Source organism: Nioella ostreopsis, assembly GCF_004000255.1.
Lineage (GTDB): Bacteria > Pseudomonadota > Alphaproteobacteria > Rhodobacterales > Rhodobacteraceae > Nioella > Nioella ostreopsis.
The window spans coordinates 1-16162 of sequence record NZ_RCIQ01000015.1 but is presented as its reverse complement, the minus strand read 5'-3'; the positions used below and the strand labels follow the sequence as shown (position 1 = coordinate 16162).

Annotated in this window: 18 protein-coding genes, 1 tRNA gene and 1 pseudogene; 5 read left to right on the top strand and 15 right to left on the bottom strand. The window is 59.6% G+C overall.

Annotated features, from left to right (window positions below):
• Positions 1-11: 11 nt before the first annotated feature.
• Positions 12-2039 (top strand): M3 family metallopeptidase, encoded by a 2028-nt coding sequence (locus EP237_RS15290; RefSeq protein ID WP_127561774.1) that lies wholly within the window; start codon positions 12-14, stop codon positions 2037-2039.
• A gap of 36 nt (positions 2040-2075) precedes the next feature.
• On the opposite strand, the gene EP237_RS15285 is transcribed toward EP237_RS15290, so the two are convergent.
• On the bottom strand, positions 2076-3239 hold the full coding sequence (locus EP237_RS15285) for an alpha-hydroxy acid oxidase (protein ID WP_127561773.1): 1164 nt from the start codon (positions 3237-3239) through the stop codon (positions 2076-2078).
• A 107-nt stretch (positions 3240-3346) separates the two neighbouring features.
• Between EP237_RS15285 and EP237_RS15280 the strand changes: the two genes are divergently transcribed.
• Positions 3347-3787 carry a MaoC family dehydratase gene (locus EP237_RS15280; protein WP_127561772.1) on the top strand — a complete coding sequence of 147 codons (441 nt, stop codon included), beginning with the start codon at positions 3347-3349 and terminating at the stop codon, positions 3785-3787.
• On the opposite strand, the gene EP237_RS23160 is transcribed toward EP237_RS15280, so the two are convergent.
• The 3 genes from EP237_RS23160 to EP237_RS15270 form a co-directional block, all read right to left on the bottom strand.
• Entirely contained in the window at positions 3784-3924 is a 141-nt protein-coding gene (locus EP237_RS23160; protein WP_164744723.1) for a hypothetical protein, read from the bottom strand. The two genes, EP237_RS15280 and EP237_RS23160, sit on opposite strands and share 4 nt — an antisense overlap.
• Positions 3925-3929: 5 nt before the next feature.
• Positions 3930-4721: a tryptophan synthase subunit alpha gene (gene trpA, locus EP237_RS15275; protein ID WP_127561771.1), complete on the bottom strand. Its 792-nt coding sequence runs from the start codon at positions 4719-4721 to the stop codon at positions 3930-3932.
• A 69-nt stretch (positions 4722-4790) separates the two neighbouring features.
• Positions 4791-5231, bottom strand: coding sequence for a VOC family protein (locus EP237_RS15270; RefSeq protein ID WP_127561770.1), 441 nt, complete (start codon positions 5229-5231; stop codon positions 4791-4793).
• 102 nt (positions 5232-5333) lie between these two features.
• Here EP237_RS15270 and ychF point away from each other — a divergent pair, with 102 nt between their 5' ends.
• The gene (gene ychF / locus EP237_RS15265) at positions 5334-6431 is read left to right on the top strand and encodes a redox-regulated ATPase YchF (RefSeq protein ID WP_127561875.1); all 1098 of its coding nucleotides are present in this window, start codon (positions 5334-5336) and stop codon (positions 6429-6431) included.
• Between the two features lie 157 nt (positions 6432-6588).
• On the opposite strand, the gene EP237_RS15260 is transcribed toward ychF, so the two are convergent.
• Positions 6589-7590 (bottom strand): NADP-dependent oxidoreductase, encoded by a 1002-nt coding sequence (locus EP237_RS15260; RefSeq protein ID WP_206052312.1) that lies wholly within the window; start codon positions 7588-7590, stop codon positions 6589-6591.
• A 147-nt stretch (positions 7591-7737) separates the two neighbouring features.
• On the opposite strand from EP237_RS15260, the gene EP237_RS15255 reads away from it, so the two are divergent.
• Both EP237_RS15255 and EP237_RS23835 read left to right on the top strand, forming a co-directional pair.
• Positions 7738-7827: transfer RNA gene (locus EP237_RS15255), tRNA-Ser, on the top strand.
• 174 nt (positions 7828-8001) lie between these two features.
• Positions 8002-8412, top strand: coding sequence for a thermonuclease family protein (locus EP237_RS23835; protein ID WP_206052311.1), 411 nt, complete (start codon positions 8002-8004; stop codon positions 8410-8412).
• 264 nt (positions 8413-8676) lie between these two features.
• Here the strand turns inward: EP237_RS23835 and EP237_RS15245 are convergent, their stop codons facing one another.
• The 10 genes and pseudogenes from EP237_RS15245 to EP237_RS23320 form a co-directional block, all read right to left on the bottom strand.
• Positions 8677-9516: a DUF3037 domain-containing protein gene (locus EP237_RS15245; protein ID WP_127561769.1), complete on the bottom strand. Its 840-nt coding sequence runs from the start codon at positions 9514-9516 to the stop codon at positions 8677-8679.
• Positions 9513-10301, bottom strand: coding sequence for a HipA family kinase (locus tag EP237_RS15240; protein ID WP_338068186.1), 789 nt, complete (start codon positions 10299-10301; stop codon positions 9513-9515). Before EP237_RS15240 ends, EP237_RS15245 begins: the two co-directional genes overlap by 4 nt.
• A 133-nt stretch (positions 10302-10434) precedes the next feature.
• Positions 10435-11070, bottom strand: a complete 636-nt coding sequence (locus EP237_RS15235; RefSeq protein WP_127561767.1) for a hypothetical protein — start codon at positions 11068-11070, stop codon at positions 10435-10437.
• A 384-nt stretch (positions 11071-11454) separates the two neighbouring features.
• Positions 11455-12315, bottom strand: coding sequence for a hypothetical protein (locus EP237_RS15230; RefSeq protein WP_127561766.1), 861 nt, complete (start codon positions 12313-12315; stop codon positions 11455-11457).
• A 445-nt stretch (positions 12316-12760) separates the two neighbouring features.
• A complete protein-coding gene (locus EP237_RS15225; RefSeq protein ID WP_127561765.1) occupies positions 12761-13294 on the bottom strand; it encodes a helix-turn-helix domain-containing protein in 534 nt (177 codons plus the stop codon).
• A complete protein-coding gene (locus tag EP237_RS23155; protein ID WP_164744722.1) occupies positions 13287-13457 on the bottom strand; it encodes a hypothetical protein in 171 nt (56 codons plus the stop codon). The genes EP237_RS15225 and EP237_RS23155 overlap by 8 nt, the downstream gene beginning before the upstream one ends.
• Positions 13454-13747, bottom strand: a complete 294-nt coding sequence (locus EP237_RS15220) for a hypothetical protein (RefSeq protein WP_127561764.1) — start codon at positions 13745-13747, stop codon at positions 13454-13456. The genes EP237_RS23155 and EP237_RS15220 overlap by 4 nt, the downstream gene beginning before the upstream one ends.
• Positions 13748-13845: 98 nt before the next feature.
• The gene (locus EP237_RS15215) at positions 13846-14031 is read right to left on the bottom strand and encodes a helix-turn-helix transcriptional regulator (RefSeq protein WP_127561763.1); all 186 of its coding nucleotides are present in this window, start codon (positions 14029-14031) and stop codon (positions 13846-13848) included.
• Positions 14032-14430: 399 nt separating this feature from the next.
• Positions 14431-15612, bottom strand: a complete 1182-nt coding sequence (locus tag EP237_RS15210; protein ID WP_240661660.1) for a tyrosine-type recombinase/integrase — start codon at positions 15610-15612, stop codon at positions 14431-14433.
• Between the two features lie 289 nt (positions 15613-15901).
• Positions 15902-16162 (bottom strand): annotated as a pseudogene (locus EP237_RS23320) (hypothetical protein); the annotation flags it as partial.

Here is a 16162-nt window from a genome sequence, read left to right as displayed (position 1 = left end):
AGGAGACACGCATGACCAACCCATTGCTCACCGATTGGGACACCCCCTTCGCCCTGCCGCCCTTTGCCGACATTGAAGATGCCCATTTCGGCCCGGCGCTGGACCAGGCGCTGGAAGAGGGCCGTGCCGCGATCCGGGCCATTGCCGACACGCCCGAGCCGCCCACATTCGCCAACACGATCGAGGCGCTGGAGCGAGCCGACCGGTTGCTCGACCGGGTGGCGGGGGTTTTCTACAACCTTGCCGGGGCCGATGCGACCCCGGCGCGCGAGGCGTTGCAGCGCGAGATGGCGCCGAAACTGTCTGCCTATTCGTCCGAGATCACGAACAACCGCGCCCTGTGGGAGAGGGTCGACGCGCTCTGGCAGAGCCGCGAGAGCCTCGACCTGACCCCGGAACAGCTGCGCGTTCTTTACCTCACGCATCGCAGTTTCACCCGCGCGGGCGCGGCGCTGGAGGGGGCGGACCGGGACCGGCTGACCGAGGTGAAATCGCGCCTTGCCGTCCTTGGCACGCAGTTCACCCAGAACCTGCTGGCCGATGAGCGCAGCTGGTTCATGGAACTGTCAGAGGGCGATCTGGAGGGGTTGCCGGGCTTCGTCGTCGATGCCGCCCGTGCGGCGGGCAAGGAGAAGGGGGCCGATGGCCCGGTGGTGACGCTCTCGCGCTCGCTCATCGTGCCGTTCCTGCAGTTCTCCCCCCGCCGCGACCTGCGCGAAAAGGCCATGCAGGCCTGGGCCGCGCGTGGCGCGAACGGGGGCGAGACGGACAACCGGGCGATTGCAGCGGAAACGCTGGCGCTGCGCGAGGAACGGGCGCGGCTCTTGGGGTATGACAGCTTCGCGGCCTTCAAGCTCGATACCGAGATGGCCGGAAAGCCCGGCAATGTGCGCGATCTTCTGATGCAGGTGTGGGAGCCCGCCAAGGCGCAGGCCGAGCGGGACGCGGACCGTCTGACTGAGATGATGCAGGCCGAGGGCGTGAACGGCGATCTGGAGCCGTGGGACTGGCGCTATTATTCGGAAAAACGCCGGGTGGCGGAGCATGATCTGGATGAGGCGGAGCTGAAACCCTATTTTCAGCTCGACCGGATGATCGAGGCGGCGTTCGACTGTGCGCACCGGCTCTTCGGCCTTGATTTCGCGCCACTGGACGCGCCGATGTACCACCCCGACGTGCGCGCCTGGGAGGTGACCCGAGAGGGCCGTCACATGGCGGTGTTCCTTGGCGATTACTTCGCGCGCGGGTCCAAACGGTCGGGCGCGTGGTGTTCGGCGATGCGGTCGCAATCGAAGCTCGATGGCGAGGAGCGGCCCATTGTTGTCAATGTCTGCAACTTCGCGAAACCGGCGGAAGGCGCGCCCGCGCTGCTGAGCTATGACGACGCCCGCACGCTGTTCCATGAATTCGGCCACGCGCTGCACCAGATGCTGTCGGACGTGACCTATGGCTCGATCTCCGGCACCTCGGTGGCGCGCGATTTCGTGGAACTGCCGAGCCAGCTGTATGAGCATTGGCTCGACCTGCCGGAGGTGCTGGAAAAACACGCGATCCATGCAGAGACCGGCCAGCCGATGCCCAAGGACCTGCTCGATCGTCTGCTGGCGGCACGCACCTATGACATGGGGTTCCAGACGGTGGAATACGTGGCCTCGGCTCTGGTCGATCTGGACTTTCATGACGGCCCCGCACCCGCCGACCCGATGGCGGCGCAGGCGGAGACACTGGCGCGCATCGATATGCCGCGCGCCATCGTCATGCGCCACGCCACACCGCAATTCGCGCATGTCTTCTCGGGCGACGGCTATTCCTCGGGCTATTACAGCTACATGTGGTCCGAGGTGATGGATGCCGACGCGTTCGAGGCGTTTGAGGAAACGGGCGATCCGTTCGACGCGGAAACGGCGGCGAAGCTGGAACGGTTCATCCTGTCAGCGGGTGGCAGCGAAGAGGCGGATGCGCTCTACACTCAGTTCCGCGGCAGGATGCCGGGGGTGGAGGCGCTGCTGAAGGGCCGGGGGCTGGACAGCGCGGCCTGAAGCAAAAAGGGGCGGTCCTGGTGGCCGCCCTTTCCCTTATTCCCATTCGCCGGAAAAGCCCTTGGGGACCAGCAGGTTGTGCCGCCCGAGGTTTTTCACGTCACGTTCACCACACAGCGCCATGGTGGTGTCCAGTTCCTTGTGAATGACCTCCAGCGCTGCGGTCACACCGGCCTCGCCCATGGCACCAAGCCCGTAGACGAAGGCGCGCCCGATCATGGTGCCCTTGGCCCCCATGGCGAGCGCCTTCAGCACGTCCTGACCGGACCGGATGCCGCTGTCGAGATGCACTTCGATCTTGTCGCCCACGGCATCCAGGATCTCTGGCAGCGCGCGGATCGAGGAAATCGCCCCATCCAACTGCCGCCCGCCGTGGTTCGACACCACAATCGCGTCAGCCCCGACGTCGAGCGCCTTCCTCGCATCCTCGACATCCAGAATCCCCTTGAGGATCACGGGGCCATCCCACCATTTGCGGAATTCCTTGATCCGTTCCCAATCCAAAGCGTGATCGAAGGCCTGGCTGGTCCAGGCCGACAGCGATCCGGTGGCGTCCACCCCCTTGGCGTGGCCCACCACGTTGCCAAAGGTGCGTCGCTTGGTGCCGAGCATGCCAAGGCCCCACTGCACCTTGGTCATCATGTTGGCCACCGATTTGGGCGTCAGCTTGGGCGGGGCGGACAGGCCGTTGCGGATGTCCTTGTGCCGCTGACCCATGATCTGCAGGTCGACGGTGATCACGAGGGCTGAGCATTTCGCGGCTTTGGCCCGGTCAAACAGGCGCCGCATGAAATCGTCATCCTTCAGCGTGTAGACCTGAAACCAGAAGGGCTTTTCGGTGTTTTCCGCCACGTCCTCTATCGAACAGATCGACATGGTGGACAGGGTGAAGGGCACGCCGAATTTCTCCGCCGCGCGGGCGGCCTTGATCTCGCCATCGGCGCATTGCATGCCAGTCAGCCCGACCGGGGCCAGCGCCACCGGCATGGACACGTCCTGACCAACCAACTGGCTGGCGGTGCTGCGCCCGGTCATGTCGACGGCGATCCGCTGGCGCAGGTATAACTTGTCGAAATCGCTGGTGTTTTCGCGGAAGGTCTGTTCCGTCCAGCTGCCCGATTCCGCGTAATCGTAGAACATTTTGGGGGTGCGCCGCTTATAGATGCGCTTGAGATCGTCGATATTGGTAATGACGGGCATGGGCTCCCCTCCAAGATTGGTGAGAAATTCTTACCAATACATGACGCTGTTCACAATCCTCTTTTTCCGGTTACTCTGCCGCAGGGGAAAAGACAGGGAGCGAGGCCATGTTTTTCGACGATCTGCCGGTGGGTTATCGGTTCACGACCGCGGAACGGACATTGCCGCTGGCCGAGATTGTGGGCTTTGCCCGCAGATGGGACCCGCAGCCGTTCCACACCGATCCCGAGGCCGCGAAGGAGTCTCCCTATGGCGGGATCATCGCCAGCGGGTTCCAAACGATCCTGACCGCCTTCGTGCTGACGCTGGAGGCCGATGTGTGGAACGAAGCCTCGATGGGGTCACCGGGGCTGGACGAGTTGCGCTGGCTGAAACCGGTCTATCCGGGCGATACGCTCCATGCGGAGGCAGAAGTGGTCAGTTCGGTTCCCTCGGCGTCGCGGCCGGACCGGGGGCGGACGGAGATCCAGTATCGGATCTACAACCAGAATGGCGAGGAAGTCGCGAAATACCGCGCCACGCATATCCTGCGGCGTCGGGTGGGTTAGCCAAGCGACGAGAGGATCGTCAATAGCCCCGGCAATAGCGTCGGTGTGCCGGGGGCGGTGGTCGCGATCATGGCGATTGTGCCTGGGGCGGCAGCAATCAGGGCGGGGGCGAAGCTTCCCAAGGACAAGGCAATCATCGGACCTAGGCCCGATGCGCGCCGTCTGCCAGCGATTTGACGAAGCTCAGCACCTCCGCCACGGGCTTGCCCGCGGCGATTTCGCTGACGATGGCAGAGCCCACGACCGCGCCATCCGCGACAGAGGCGATGGCCTGAGAGGTTTCCGGCGTGCGGATCCCGAAGCCCACTATCACGGGCAGGCCGGTCTGCGATTTGATCCGCGCGACCTCTGGGCCGACATCGGTGGCTTCCGCAGCGGCGGCCCCGGTGATGCCGGTGATCGAAACGTAGTAGACGAAGCCCGACGTGTTCTGCAGCACCTTGGGCAGGCGCTGATCATCGGTGGTGGGGGTCGCCAGACGGATGAAGTTCAGGCCGGCCTTCTGGGCGGGAATGCACAGTTCCTCATCCTCTTCGGGCGGCAGGTCCACCACGATCAGCCCGTCGATCCCGGCGGCCTTGGCGTCCACCAGGAACCTGTCCACGCCCCGGCTGTAGATCGGGTTGTAATAGCCCATCAGCACAATCGGGGTCGTATCGTCGGTCTTGCGGAACTCGGCGGCCATATCCAGCGTCTTTTGCAGGGTCTGGCCACCCTCCAGCGCGCGCTGACCGGCCAGCTGGATGGTGGGGCCGTCGGCCATCGGATCGGTGAAGGGCAGGCCAAGCTCGATGATATCGACACCGGCGGCGGGCAGGCCTTTCATGATCTCCAGCGAGGTGGCGTAATCGGGATCGCCCGCCATGATGTAAGAGACGAAGGCTTTCTTCCCCTCGGCCTTCAGGGCAGCGAATTTGGCGTCGATCCGGGTCATGGCAATTCCTCGCAAGTCTTCCGGCCCCGTTTGGCGAATGTCTGCGAGGAAATCAATGGGGCTTGGCGGTCAATCCTTGTTCCATGGGGCAGTGATCATCCAATGCACTCCGTAGCGGTCCGTCAACATGCCAAAGCCTTCGGTCCATGCGTTCGGCGCGAAGCCACGGATCAGGATAAAGCAGCACTCGCGCTCGAACCGATCGAAAACAGATCCGGCCCGATCCAGGCTGGAAAACTCGGCCCGCACCCAGAAGCCGCCATTGGGCTCAGTGGCACCGGTAAGGTCATCCGCCCCCATCAGAACCCCTTCGTCGTAGGCCATCTCGCAATGCGCCAGCCATTCTGTCCGATCGGGCGGCACATACATCGTGTCACCATGGTCAATGTACATATCCTTGGCTTCAGTAGCCCGAAGCGCGGCGGTCACTCGGCCATTGAGGATCTCGGCATAGGTATCCATCGCCTGTCGGCATTGGCCCTGAAACATGAGATAGGGGATTGGCTGCATATGAAACTCCTTGGGTCGATCCCGCCAGCTTAGCACGAGGCCCGTTGCAGTAGGATGCCCAAGGCCGTAGAAGGCGCCGGAACCAAGGATGCGGAGGGCCAGATGGGCTTCAAGATGGGTATTGTCGGGCTGCCGAATGTGGGCAAGTCCACGCTGTTCAACGCGCTGACCAAGACGGCGGCGGCGCAGGCGGCGAATTTTCCCTTCTGCACGATCGAACCCAATGTGGGCGATGTGGCGGTGCCCGACCCGCGGCTGGACAAGCTGGCCGCGATTGCCGGGTCCAAGCAGATCATTCCCGCGCGCATGACTTTCGTCGATATTGCCGGTCTGGTGAAGGGCGCATCGAAAGGCGAGGGGCTCGGCAACCAGTTCCTCGCCAATATCCGCGAAACCGATGCCATCGCGCAGGTTCTGCGCTGTTTTGAAGATGACGACATCACCCATGTGGATGGCCGGATCGACCCGATTGCCGATGCCGAAACCATCGAGACCGAGCTGATGCTGGCCGATCTGGAAAGCATCGAGAAGCGCCGCGCGAACCTCGTGCGCAAGCTCAAGGGCAACGACAAGGAAGCGCAGCAGCAGGACCGGCTGCTGGCCGAGGCGCAGGCGATGCTGGAAGACGGCAAGCCCGCCCGGCTGGTCGAGGTCAGCGCCGAGGACGCCAAGGCGTGGAAGATGCTGCAGCTGCTGACCACCAAGCCGGTGCTCTATGTCTGCAACGTCGATGAAGGCTCTGCCGCCGAGGGCAACGCGTTTTCCGCCAAGGTCGAAGAGATGGCCCGCGAGCAGGGCGCCGCGACCGTCATCATCTCGGCCCAGATCGAGGAAGAGATCAGCCAGCTCGACGCCGAGGAAGCCGAGATGTTCCTGAGTGAAATGGGGCTGGAGGAAGCGGGTCTCGACCGGCTGATCCGGGCGGGCTATGGCCTGCTGAACCTGGAAACCTATTTCACCGTCGGCCCGAAAGAGGCCCGCGCCTGGACCATCCGCCACGGTACCGCCGCGCCGCAGGCTGCCGGTGTGATCCACGGCGATTTCGAACGCGGCTTCATCCGCGCCGAAACCATCGCCTATGACGACTACATCGCCTGTAATGGCGAGACCGGCGCCAAGGAAGCAGGCAAGATGCGGGTCGAGGGCAAGGCCTATACCGTCAAGGATGGCGACGTGCTGCACTTCCTGTTCAACGCGTGAAGCCCGTAGTCAACTTGAGAGGCTCCGCCGCCCATCCTGCCACACCTCAGGCCAGATTGGCGGCACCCCCTATGGCGGTGAGGACTGGGTCATCGACAACCTGGCGTCCTACGGGTCGGGCATTCTGCCGGTAGAGTTCAACGGAGAATAGAACCGGTCAGTCCACCTTCACGATCAGTTTGCCGGTGTTGTCCCCCCGATAAAGCATCCCGATGGAATCGAGCGCGGCCTCTGGCCCGTCGAGGATGTGTTCCCGCACGCTGATCTTGCCCTCGCGCAGCCAGTCGGCCAGAGCGGTGCGCGCCTCGTGCAGCCTGTCCTTGTAGTCGAAGATCAGGAACCCCTGCATCCGGGCGCGTGCGACCAGCAATTGCCGGTGAACGCGTGGGCCAACGGGCAGCGGATCCCATTCGGTGATTGCTGCCGTACCGCAAATGGTGATGCGCGCCCCAACGGCGAGCTTGGTCATCACCGCATCCGAAATCGGCCCGCAGGTGTTGTCGAAATAGCAATCCACCCCATCCGGGCAGGCGGCGGTCACGGCGCTAGCGACATCCTCGGACTTGTAGTCGATCGCGGCGTCATAGCCGAATTCCTCACGGCACTGGCGCACCTTCTCGGCCCCACCTGCAATGCCGACGGTCCGGCAGCCGATGACCCTGGCAATCTGTCCCACGGCGGACCCGACAGCCCCCGCAGCGGTGGAAACCACGACCGTATCCCCCGGTTTCGCGGCGCAGGACTCCAGCAGTCCGAAATAGGCGGTGGTGCCATTCAGCCCCATGATCCCGAGCGCATAGCTGCGCGGCAGGTCGGTCTCGGTCACCTTGCGCCCGATATTGGAGCCATCGCTGACCACATGGGTCTGCCAGCCCAGAAGCCCCTCGACCACATCGCCTTCGACATAATCGGGATGGCGGCTGGCCACGACCTCGCCCACGGCGAAGCTGCGCATGGGGTCACCAAGCGCCACGGGGGGCGAGTAGTTCGGCACGTCATTGGCCCATCCCCGCATGGCCGGGTCCACGGACCAGTGACTGACCCGGATCAGGACCTGCCCTTCGGCCAGATCAGGCACATCGACCTCTCTGATCGCGAAATGCTCGGGTCCGGGAACGCCGACCGGACGGGCCGCCAGAATGACTTGCGTATTCTTCATCTCAATCCTCCTGTTCGCGCGATCCTGCCCCCAAGCCCCGGTGAAGGCAATCCGCAAGCGGTTGCTTTAACCGGTGCGTAGAAAAACGACAGCCGGTGAGGAAATTTTCCCTTGTTCCCCGGTTTGCAGACGGATACACCCGCCAGCGGAGACGTGGCCGAGTGGTCGAAGGCGCTCCCCTGCTAAGGGAGTAGGCCCGGAAGGGTCTCGAGGGTTCGAATCCCTTCGTCTCCGCCATTATCCCCGCATAAGTATCTGTAAAAATTGAGAAATCATTGTTTTCGCTGCGCGCGTTCCCCCACGCGTTCCCCCACTTTGAATTTGTTGCTTGCCTCGGCTGTCGTTAACCTTGGTTAACAAACACTCGATGCACGTCTACGGTTGGCATGGTCAACGGCACCGGGGAGAATCATGAGAGACGTGCTTGGAGCGGCAATATTGATCCTCGCCTTTGCTTGCGGGCCTGCGAACGCGATTGGCATTTGCGGCTCCGGTCCAAGGGTCAACTGCATCGTTGACGGAGATACCTTCTGGTTGAACGGCGAGAAGTTCCGCGCGGTTGGTTATGATACCCCTGAAACGACAACCAACCTGTGTGGCGGTAGCGCTGAGCGTCAGCTTGGACAGCAAGCTTCGCGTCGGTTGATGCAGTTGTTCAACGAAACGCAAATCACGCTACTGCGACAGGGTGAGGACCGATATGGGAGAACGCTTGCAGTCGTTCGGTCCGATGGTGTGGATGTGGGCGACATTCTTATTGGGGAAGGCTTGGCAAGGAGCTGGCCAGATGGGTGTGAGTTCTGGTGTGGAGCTTGTCAGTAGGGAATTCGGGCTAGGCTGTCAGCTTGCGGCTTACGAATTAGCAAAACCCCCAAATTGTGAACGCCGAAATTTACCTTCCCGCTCCGGTCCTCGGCGCTCGGTCTACAGAACTTGGGATGCCCCTCCCCACTGGGTATTGTCGCAAGGCTAGGTCACCTAGGTAAACTTGCAGAGGTGGAGGAATCGACGTGTCGATTGAGTCAGCTCAAACAAGAACAGGCCGACTATCTCGCGATGCTTTTTACCGATACCTGACAGATTTGATCAGTTTTGGAAGGCATGTAAAAGACGGTCGGCAATGGTCTCACTGTCTTCCTCGCGAACCACAATCGGATTCCTCGGGGCAGAGCTAAGCAAGTTCTCCGCTGACTCGAAAGCACTCAGGAAGGAAGGATTGGAAGGCTTGCCGATGATAAAGTAGGGCTGAAAATTTTCGTCAGCTTCCTCTGCCTGCATCAAGTGCCCTGCCCACCTTGCGGCCTTGCTGTCAATCGTGTCTCGATCCGTATGGTCAAAGGACAGAGGTTGAACGCAGTGCCAGATTCCGTTTTTGAAAGAGCGCTTGAAACGCACGTCGCCTCGTGGCGAGTGCACTACATGCTCAGTCATTTGCGCAAGCAAGTGAGTGTCATCCAGATGGGATTTCAGTGATTGGAAAACGTCGTCGTCATCGCGTCGGTCGTGACTGCTGACATGATCGAAGCGGGCAATCAATTGACTGTGAAGCTTTTCAAGCTCTTCTTCCGGGTCGTGGGTAACACCAGCGCCCTGTGAGCTCCAAACGATTGACCCTTCCGGGGTGCCAAACAATCTTAGCAGCAGGCCCTCAGCAGTGCTGCACCAAAGTTTGGTATCGAGGGGTGCGCTGAAACCTTCTTTGGCGATTCTGCTCGCAGCTACAGAGAGGGCTTTGAGGTCCGACTTCACCGCATTCCGGTCAAAATCTGGATAGGCATCAGAAAACCGCTTCCACGAGTCCCTGATTTTCAATTGCGCAAAACTTCTTCCTTCGCACACCAACAACAGGCCAATATTCAGCCGTTCCCCCGCAAAGGGGCTGTGCTGATACTGCAGCACGACGAAGGTATATGGCATAAGTTTCATTGAGTTATGTGCCTTGTAGCCATCTCGCAGAAGGTTCGGGCTTCCCGTTTTGCCCTTAGAATATAGTCACGGATTCTGTCCAATGTAGGGCGGTCCCACTCTTCGGGTGCTCGGGCTACATACTCTGAAATCTCCGCATCGGGCAAGCTCTCCCATTTTTCAGCCACGTGCGAAAAGTCGCATCTTGTCTTAGGTGTAAGGTGCGGAACAAGGGAATGCTGAGCTGTCCCAGCTGCGAAGTTCATCAGTCCATTCACACCCCAAGGCCCAGGGCCTTCACCCGTCACTGCATGACTAAAGGCTTCTTCTTGATCGATCATTTTCAGGCTGTCGCCATGCCGTAGAAGGTTTGGATTCGACCTGCTCCTATCGCTATTTTCGACAAGACAGTCAAAGGTGACAATCTCCTGAACCAGCGGGAGACTCGACCAAGGCAGCTTTGAGCCGGTGTCAAACAATCGCCATCCGTCACCGGCATGAACGGACCCGAGCACGACTTCAGGACTCTCCATCATTGCTTCTCGCAATTCATCATCCAAAACTGAATCAATGAATTCTGTTCTCAGTTTAACGGGAACCACGGGCGTAACGGGCAGGTCCAGCGTCCGCGCCAAGTTGGTAGCCATCCACTCGCGCTCCAACGACGTGCACGGCGTGGATGGGTGAAAAGCTGGTGACTTGAGCCAAATCTGACATTGCTCACCGCCTTCATTTACGGCGAAACAAAGTGGCGGGCGGGAGCGCCCACGTGCGGCTCGACGCAGAACTGTCCGGGCTTCAAACACTAATTCATCCACGCCTTCAATGAGGTAAAACAAGCGGGCTGTTCGTTCTCAACTAATTGCTTTCAGGTTGCAGACGAACTTTCAACGAAAAACTCTTCTCGCTAGGTGCCTCAGGGCTCACGCCAATACTAGATCAATTAGGCTGCCTGCCCCTTTCCAAGTGACGGTTCAATTGCCCCAATTGTTCAGCAAATCCTTGCAACGCGCGGTCTGCGAGAGCGTCGTGCTCCCTGCAGAGCCGCGCATAGGTCCGCCAATGCATCCCCTTGGGCTTGCCCCAGTCGCCGCCTTCCAAAATGCCTCCCGGCCACCCCAACCTTTCTCGGATGCGGTCTGCACTTCGTGCGGCTCGGTCCCCCTGAGTTTCTCGCTGAGAAGGATAGGCGAGCTGAAAGCAATGACGACAGGCAAATATCGCGCCGCCATAGAGGATTGCGACACGCTGTCCGCAACCTCGCGCTGGGCAGAGAAACCATTTGCGCGCGCCGCCCATGTGGCATGGGGTTTCGCTCAAATGGACTGAGTAGCGTTTCGGTGTCCAATCATCGCTGCCGTTTCGGTGCCTGTAGTCCAACACAACGCTTTCCGGCTTCACCTCAACCTTTATCGACGCGACGACTTCACCATGTCTGGACCATTGCCAGTTGAAGTGATGGTCAGGCTTCAGCAACCCGTCTCGCGCCCAGCGCCTGACGTCTATTGAGCGATAGTCCTCTGTTGTTTCTTTGGCGTCGAAGTGCCAGCGCCGCCCGCTACCGATCCCGCCCATGTGTCACCTTCATTTTCCCGAAATCAATTGGAAGAAAGCACCGATGGAAGCTGCTGCTTCCCATTTTGCCATCGTGTGATGATTTGTCGATTATTTGTGCCGCCGTGGCCAAAGCAACGCCAACAGGAAGGGCGCCCCAATTGGATCGCCCTTGTTCATTTCGGGCCAAATAAATTTCGAACGGTAGTCGCGTGCCATTTGCCACCCCGTAGGGTCTTGATCCCCCGCATGTTCATTTGGCTTTGGCGCACCGCCGGCCCTACTCTTTTCTGAACTACCCCTTGTGGTCGATGAGCCGACCAGCACGAGATAGCTCCCTTTCACGATACCCGATCGGAATCAGTGACCGCAAGATAAAGGGCTTTCGGGAATGGCTGATCGGGGTTAGTTCTCGACTTGGCTACATTCAGCCTCGGTACGGTCGAGTTCCATCGCCAGCCGCGTCAAGGCGGCATTTAGGTCCGCCTCGCACGTTTCCGCGCGCACCTGCTCTCGCGCTTCCTCCTCCCGCACCACATCTAGCAGCCCCTGCAATTCACCAAGCTGCGTGCGTAAGGCGGCCACCTGTTCGTTCAGGGCCGCAATCTGGCGCTGGCTTTCGGCCGATGCGGCCTCTGCTGTTTCCAGTTCCAGGTTTGCCTGTGCAAGAAGGGCTGATCGCATCTCCGCCTCTCTCAACCGCTCGTCCGCATTGATTTCAGCCAGCATCCGAGCAGCCAGGGCTTCGGCTTCCCGTCGCTCAGCCTGGCTCAAGTCTAGAAGTGCTTGAACCAATTCCGCCTCAAGCGAGGTCACGTGATCAAGCGCTTCGGCCAGACGGGCGGCGAAGTTTTCGCGGGCCTGAATAGCAACCACCAGCTGTTCTGTCATGGACGCGCCGACGTCCACTACAAGTGCAGTGACGATGTCCGAGATATCGGAGCAGTATCCGGTATCTATGTCACCACTCTCATCGATCGTAACTTCTTGGTCCCGGAACCGCAGAACTCTATCTGGGAGAAGCAGCACATCCTCGCGTTCGTTTCTCAGTCCCGTGCCAGGGGCACCATCAAGCGTTTCAATCTGGCCCGATTCTCGTACGCGATAAGCATAGGTGACTGGTTCATCCCCGAGGTGACAAAACCAGACAACAAGTTCTGTGTCGCCCGGTGTCGTCTCCTGTGCAGTGCACATGAATCCCATAAGAGAGAAGGTAGCAGCTAGAAAAAGCGAACTGATTGGAAAATGGTTTCTGAGATATTTCATCGTTCGTATCCTCAATGAACCAGCATTTGGGCCTGGCTTCCCGAGAGCAGACTAAGGCCGTTGCCTGACCGCAACCGCGTCTCGACAAGCTCATCCGCCGCGACGATGGCATCGGGATTGCCCCTTGTTCATGCGCAGGGCGTACAGCACTTTGGATTTGGTCTTGTTAGTCATGTGGTGACGTTAAAAGGGACGCCGCCCCTTTTGAAGTCCCCGTCACCCGCGATTAGCCCCTCTGGGCCCGATATTTTCTGTTTTTGGGCTCGTAGGGAACCGTATCGAGCCACCCATCGCTCAAGTCACTCACACCCAGCCTAAGAGGATAGTCAATCAACCGCACGTCCCTAGTGTCGCTGGTAAGGTAAGGATGTCATGGTTTTTATGACGGTCAGTGCTCGGAACCCGGCCAAACCGTCCTGATTTTTGTGACGTGCTGTCATGGTTTTCATGACGCTCCTTTGCCTTTCGTCATGATATTAATGACGGTGCCGTCCTGATTTTCATGACAGGGTTTTGCTTTGCCATTCCTGCCTTCAGGATTGTTGGCCCCGGCGCGCATGACGGGAAAATCCTGCCCCGGTCGCCAGTCCTTGAACAGCTTGCGTCCCTCGCGCCCGCCGCCGTGAGGCAAGGGCAGTTCCGTTATCTCGAAGGCAGGCGACTTCGCTGCCCCTTCGATCCCAAGACATGCCCGCTCGGTCATCACGATGAAGCCCTTGGCCTGCAGCTCGTGAAAGGCCCGTGCTGCGGTGTCTCTAGAAACTCCCATGCGGATAGCTGCTTGCCGAACGCTCAGTCGAAGCTTGCCGTTGTTGTTTGCGTCCGGTCCCCTCCATTCGAGCCTCAGCCAAGGATAGAGAGCTTGCGCGATAGGGGGGAGCGCCCGCCAAGCGGGCGTCTCCATTGTTGCGCGAATGAGCTTTGTGAAATGCTCTCCCTTGCCCGTGATCGGGTTTCCCTTGCTGTCCCTCTTAGCCATTGCGGGCCTCTAGGCGCTGTAGGGCGCGCAGGACGCGCCTCAGGGTGTGAGGGTTGCCGCAGGTGCAGAGGCCAAGCTGTGCCGCCCTCTGTGCGCTGTGAGCGGGCTTCATGGCGTAGAGCCGCCATTGCCGGTGATGCGGTGTCATCTGGTAGCGGGTCATTCCTGCCCCCCGATTTCATCCAGGAGCTGTTTGGCGCTGGGGGGGAACCTCAGCAGCGCCGGGTCGGTGCCGGGAGAAAGGCGGTAGTGGGCAATGCTATCCGGCCCGCGAAACTCGGTTAGAATAGGCCAGTTGAAACTGTCCTTCAGGCGATGGACGATCGCGGCGAGTCGCCAGCCCTTCACCTCTCGGATTTCTGTTTTGTGCGAAATGGTCCTGCCTTCGATCAGGGCTTTGCAGGTCCAATAGATATTGGTCGGGTTTGAGAACCAGCGATGTTGTGTGGTCATGTCTTGAGTGCCTCTTGGCGTTGCGCCAGAGGGAGCGGAAGGCTAGTCTAAGCTGTGATGTTGACCGAAACCCCCGTCCCTCGTGGCGGGGTTTTCTCTTAGGTCGTGGCGATAGGGCGACTTTCGAGCCAAGCTTCAATGTCGCTTTCACGCCACGCAACGGCGCGACGTCCGATGCGGATCGGGCGTGGAAACTGCTCCAACTCCATCAGCTCGTATATGCTGCTTCGGCTTAGGCCCGTGACATGTTCCACCAACGGGCGTCTCAGGTGCTTTTCAATCAAGACAACGGTCTCCTGTATTTGGCGCTGGACAAAGTGTCCCTTGCTCGTCGCGTTTTCATTTGCGAAACAGGAAGCAGATCTGGGGTTCCAATTCTGGATCTACTTCGGTCATCCTCGGCGCGCAAAGCTGAGGATGACCACCGACTTTATCGCTCTAGTCGGCCTGCATCGTATTATACTGGAACCGAACGCCGGGGGGCAATCTGGATATCCTGTGGACAGGCTGTGGAGAGCGCGGAATCCACGATATCTTGTGTAACGTGCGCGCAAGAATGCCATATGTTGTGACTTGCTGGGGATGGATCTGTGGAAAAAAGGTCTTTTCTTGCATAGATAGGTCATGAATAGCGCAGCTTCGCTTTGCGGTCCTGCAACCAGTCGCAGGAAACTCACAAAGACCTAGGAGATTTTCACAACTTTCCCTTTGTCCTGCTCAAGTTGTGAAGACCAAGCTTCCATCATCTTCCGCCGCTTCTCGAACAGGTCAGATCGCGCATAGGCCGCTTCTGCCTTGTCCTTGATCGTGTGAGCCAGAGCCGCCTCTGCAACCTCACGCGGGTAAGTGGTCCGTTCCTGCGTCCATGTCCTGAAAGACGTGCGGAACCCGTGAATGTCCGCCTCGAAGCCAAGCTCCTTCACCAGCTTAGAAAGTGTCATGTCGGAAAGTGGCCTGCCGGTTTTCGAGCCTGGAAACACAAGCTCCGATCCGTCGCCTAGCGCTTTCGCGGCATCAAGGATTTCGAGTGCGCGGGCGGAAAGGGGAATGCGGTGTTCCTTCTTCGCCTTCATGCGCATTGCCGGTATGGTCCAAACCCCTGCTTCCATGTCGATCTCATCCCAAACTGCTTTGCGGGTTTCCCCGGATCGGGTTGCGGTCAGCACCAGAAACTCGAAAGCAAGCTTGGTGATTTCCCCGGCCTTGGACGCTTGCACGGCCTCAAGGCAAGCTGGCACGTCCTGATAGGGCAGGGCTCTCCTGTGGGCCTTTACACGCTCTGTCTTGGGCAGGGCGCGGTCTATGGCCTCTGCAGGGTTGTCCTGCCGCCAGCCTTGCGCGACAGCCCATTTCATCACGGTGCCGACCCGCTGACGAACGCGGCGCGCGGTTTCGGGCTTCTCGGTCCAGATCGGTGAGAGAACCCGCAACACGTCCGCCGTGTTCACGTCTGCCGCCTTGATGCGGCCAATATGGGGGAAGGCGTAGGTTTCGAGCGTAGACAGGAATTGCGCCGCATGTTTTGGGTTGCGCCATGTGGGCCGGTGTAGCTCATGCACCTTGCGAGCGGCTTCCTCGAAGGTCAGCACGGCCTTAGACTCGCGCTTCGCTTGGATCGGGTCGCCACCGGCGCGCGCCAGCTTGCGGTTGGCGATGGCCTGTTCGCGGGCTTCCTTGAGCGAAACAAGTGATGCGCTGCCAAGCCCAATTTCCCGCCGCTTGCCGCGAATGACGATGCGCTGAACCCAAGAGCGCGCGCCGTTCGATTTCACCAGAAGATAGAGGCCATGACCGTCGAAATACTTGCCGGGTTCGCTTGCTGTCCTGACCTCTTGCGCTGTCAGGGCCTTCTCAGGTCGTCTCATTCCAGTGTCACGGGCCATCTGTTCCCCCATTTGTTCCCCCACCTATAGCAGGAACAATCGGGAATGTGAAGGAACCCTCTGGAACGAATAGTCCTGCAAAATAGGGGAAAATAGACGGCTTCGAGACCTTTTCGGAACATGCTGGAAATGGCAGAGGCAGACTTCGTCTCCGCCACTAGGCTTTGTTTTTGCTTAATAAATCTGGTGAACTTCGCATTCACCGCACATAAAGCCCCACATAGAAATAGCGCTTACCGGATTGTTCTTGCTGTTCGGCTGCATCCGCCTGTCAAGGGTCACTAGCGCGGTAGCAACCTTCGCGCCGGTTGCGAGCTTCACAGATTAGCTGCTTGAACAAGTCAGTGTGGGCATTCACGTCCTTCTCAGTCACGCGAATGCGATATCGCGCCCACCGAGCACTGTATTCGGCCGTTTCGATACCCGCTTTTTCCGTAACTGCGTCTGTTTGGTCAGTGCGTAGCAGATGTATTTCAAACAGAACCGATGTCTTTTGAGGGCGGAACTGGGCGTTGTTGCAGAACGGCGTCCT

Excerpts from the sequence above, each read along its gene's own strand:
- EP237_RS15290 (WP_127561774.1), top strand. The coding sequence starts at position 12 with ATGACCAACCCATTGCTCACCGATTGGGACACCCCCTTCGCCCTGCCG.
- EP237_RS15285 (WP_127561773.1), bottom strand. The coding sequence starts at position 3,239 with ATGCCCGTCATTACCAATATCGACGATCTCAAGCGCATCTATAAGCGG.
- EP237_RS15280 (WP_127561772.1), top strand. The coding sequence starts at position 3,347 with ATGTTTTTCGACGATCTGCCGGTGGGTTATCGGTTCACGACCGCGGAA.
- EP237_RS23160 (WP_164744723.1), bottom strand. The coding sequence starts at position 3,924 with ATGATTGCCTTGTCCTTGGGAAGCTTCGCCCCCGCCCTGATTGCTGCC.
- trpA (WP_127561771.1), bottom strand. The coding sequence starts at position 4,721 with ATGACCCGGATCGACGCCAAATTCGCTGCCCTGAAGGCCGAGGGGAAG.
- EP237_RS15270 (WP_127561770.1), bottom strand. The coding sequence starts at position 5,231 with ATGCAGCCAATCCCCTATCTCATGTTTCAGGGCCAATGCCGACAGGCG.
- ychF (WP_127561875.1), top strand. The coding sequence starts at position 5,334 with ATGGGCTTCAAGATGGGTATTGTCGGGCTGCCGAATGTGGGCAAGTCC.
- EP237_RS15260 (WP_206052312.1), bottom strand. The coding sequence starts at position 7,590 with ATGAAGAATACGCAAGTCATTCTGGCGGCCCGTCCGGTCGGCGTTCCC.
- EP237_RS23835 (WP_206052311.1), top strand. The coding sequence starts at position 8,002 with ATGAGAGACGTGCTTGGAGCGGCAATATTGATCCTCGCCTTTGCTTGC.
- EP237_RS15245 (WP_127561769.1), bottom strand. The coding sequence starts at position 9,516 with ATGAAACTTATGCCATATACCTTCGTCGTGCTGCAGTATCAGCACAGC.
- EP237_RS15235 (WP_127561767.1), bottom strand. The coding sequence starts at position 11,070 with ATGGGCGGGATCGGTAGCGGGCGGCGCTGGCACTTCGACGCCAAAGAA.
- EP237_RS15230 (WP_127561766.1), bottom strand. The coding sequence starts at position 12,315 with ATGAAATATCTCAGAAACCATTTTCCAATCAGTTCGCTTTTTCTAGCT.
- EP237_RS15225 (WP_127561765.1), bottom strand. The coding sequence starts at position 13,294 with ATGGCTAAGAGGGACAGCAAGGGAAACCCGATCACGGGCAAGGGAGAG.
- EP237_RS23155 (WP_164744722.1), bottom strand. The coding sequence starts at position 13,457 with ATGACCCGCTACCAGATGACACCGCATCACCGGCAATGGCGGCTCTAC.
- EP237_RS15220 (WP_127561764.1), bottom strand. The coding sequence starts at position 13,747 with ATGACCACACAACATCGCTGGTTCTCAAACCCGACCAATATCTATTGG.
- EP237_RS15210 (WP_240661660.1), bottom strand. The coding sequence starts at position 15,612 with ATGAGACGACCTGAGAAGGCCCTGACAGCGCAAGAGGTCAGGACAGCA.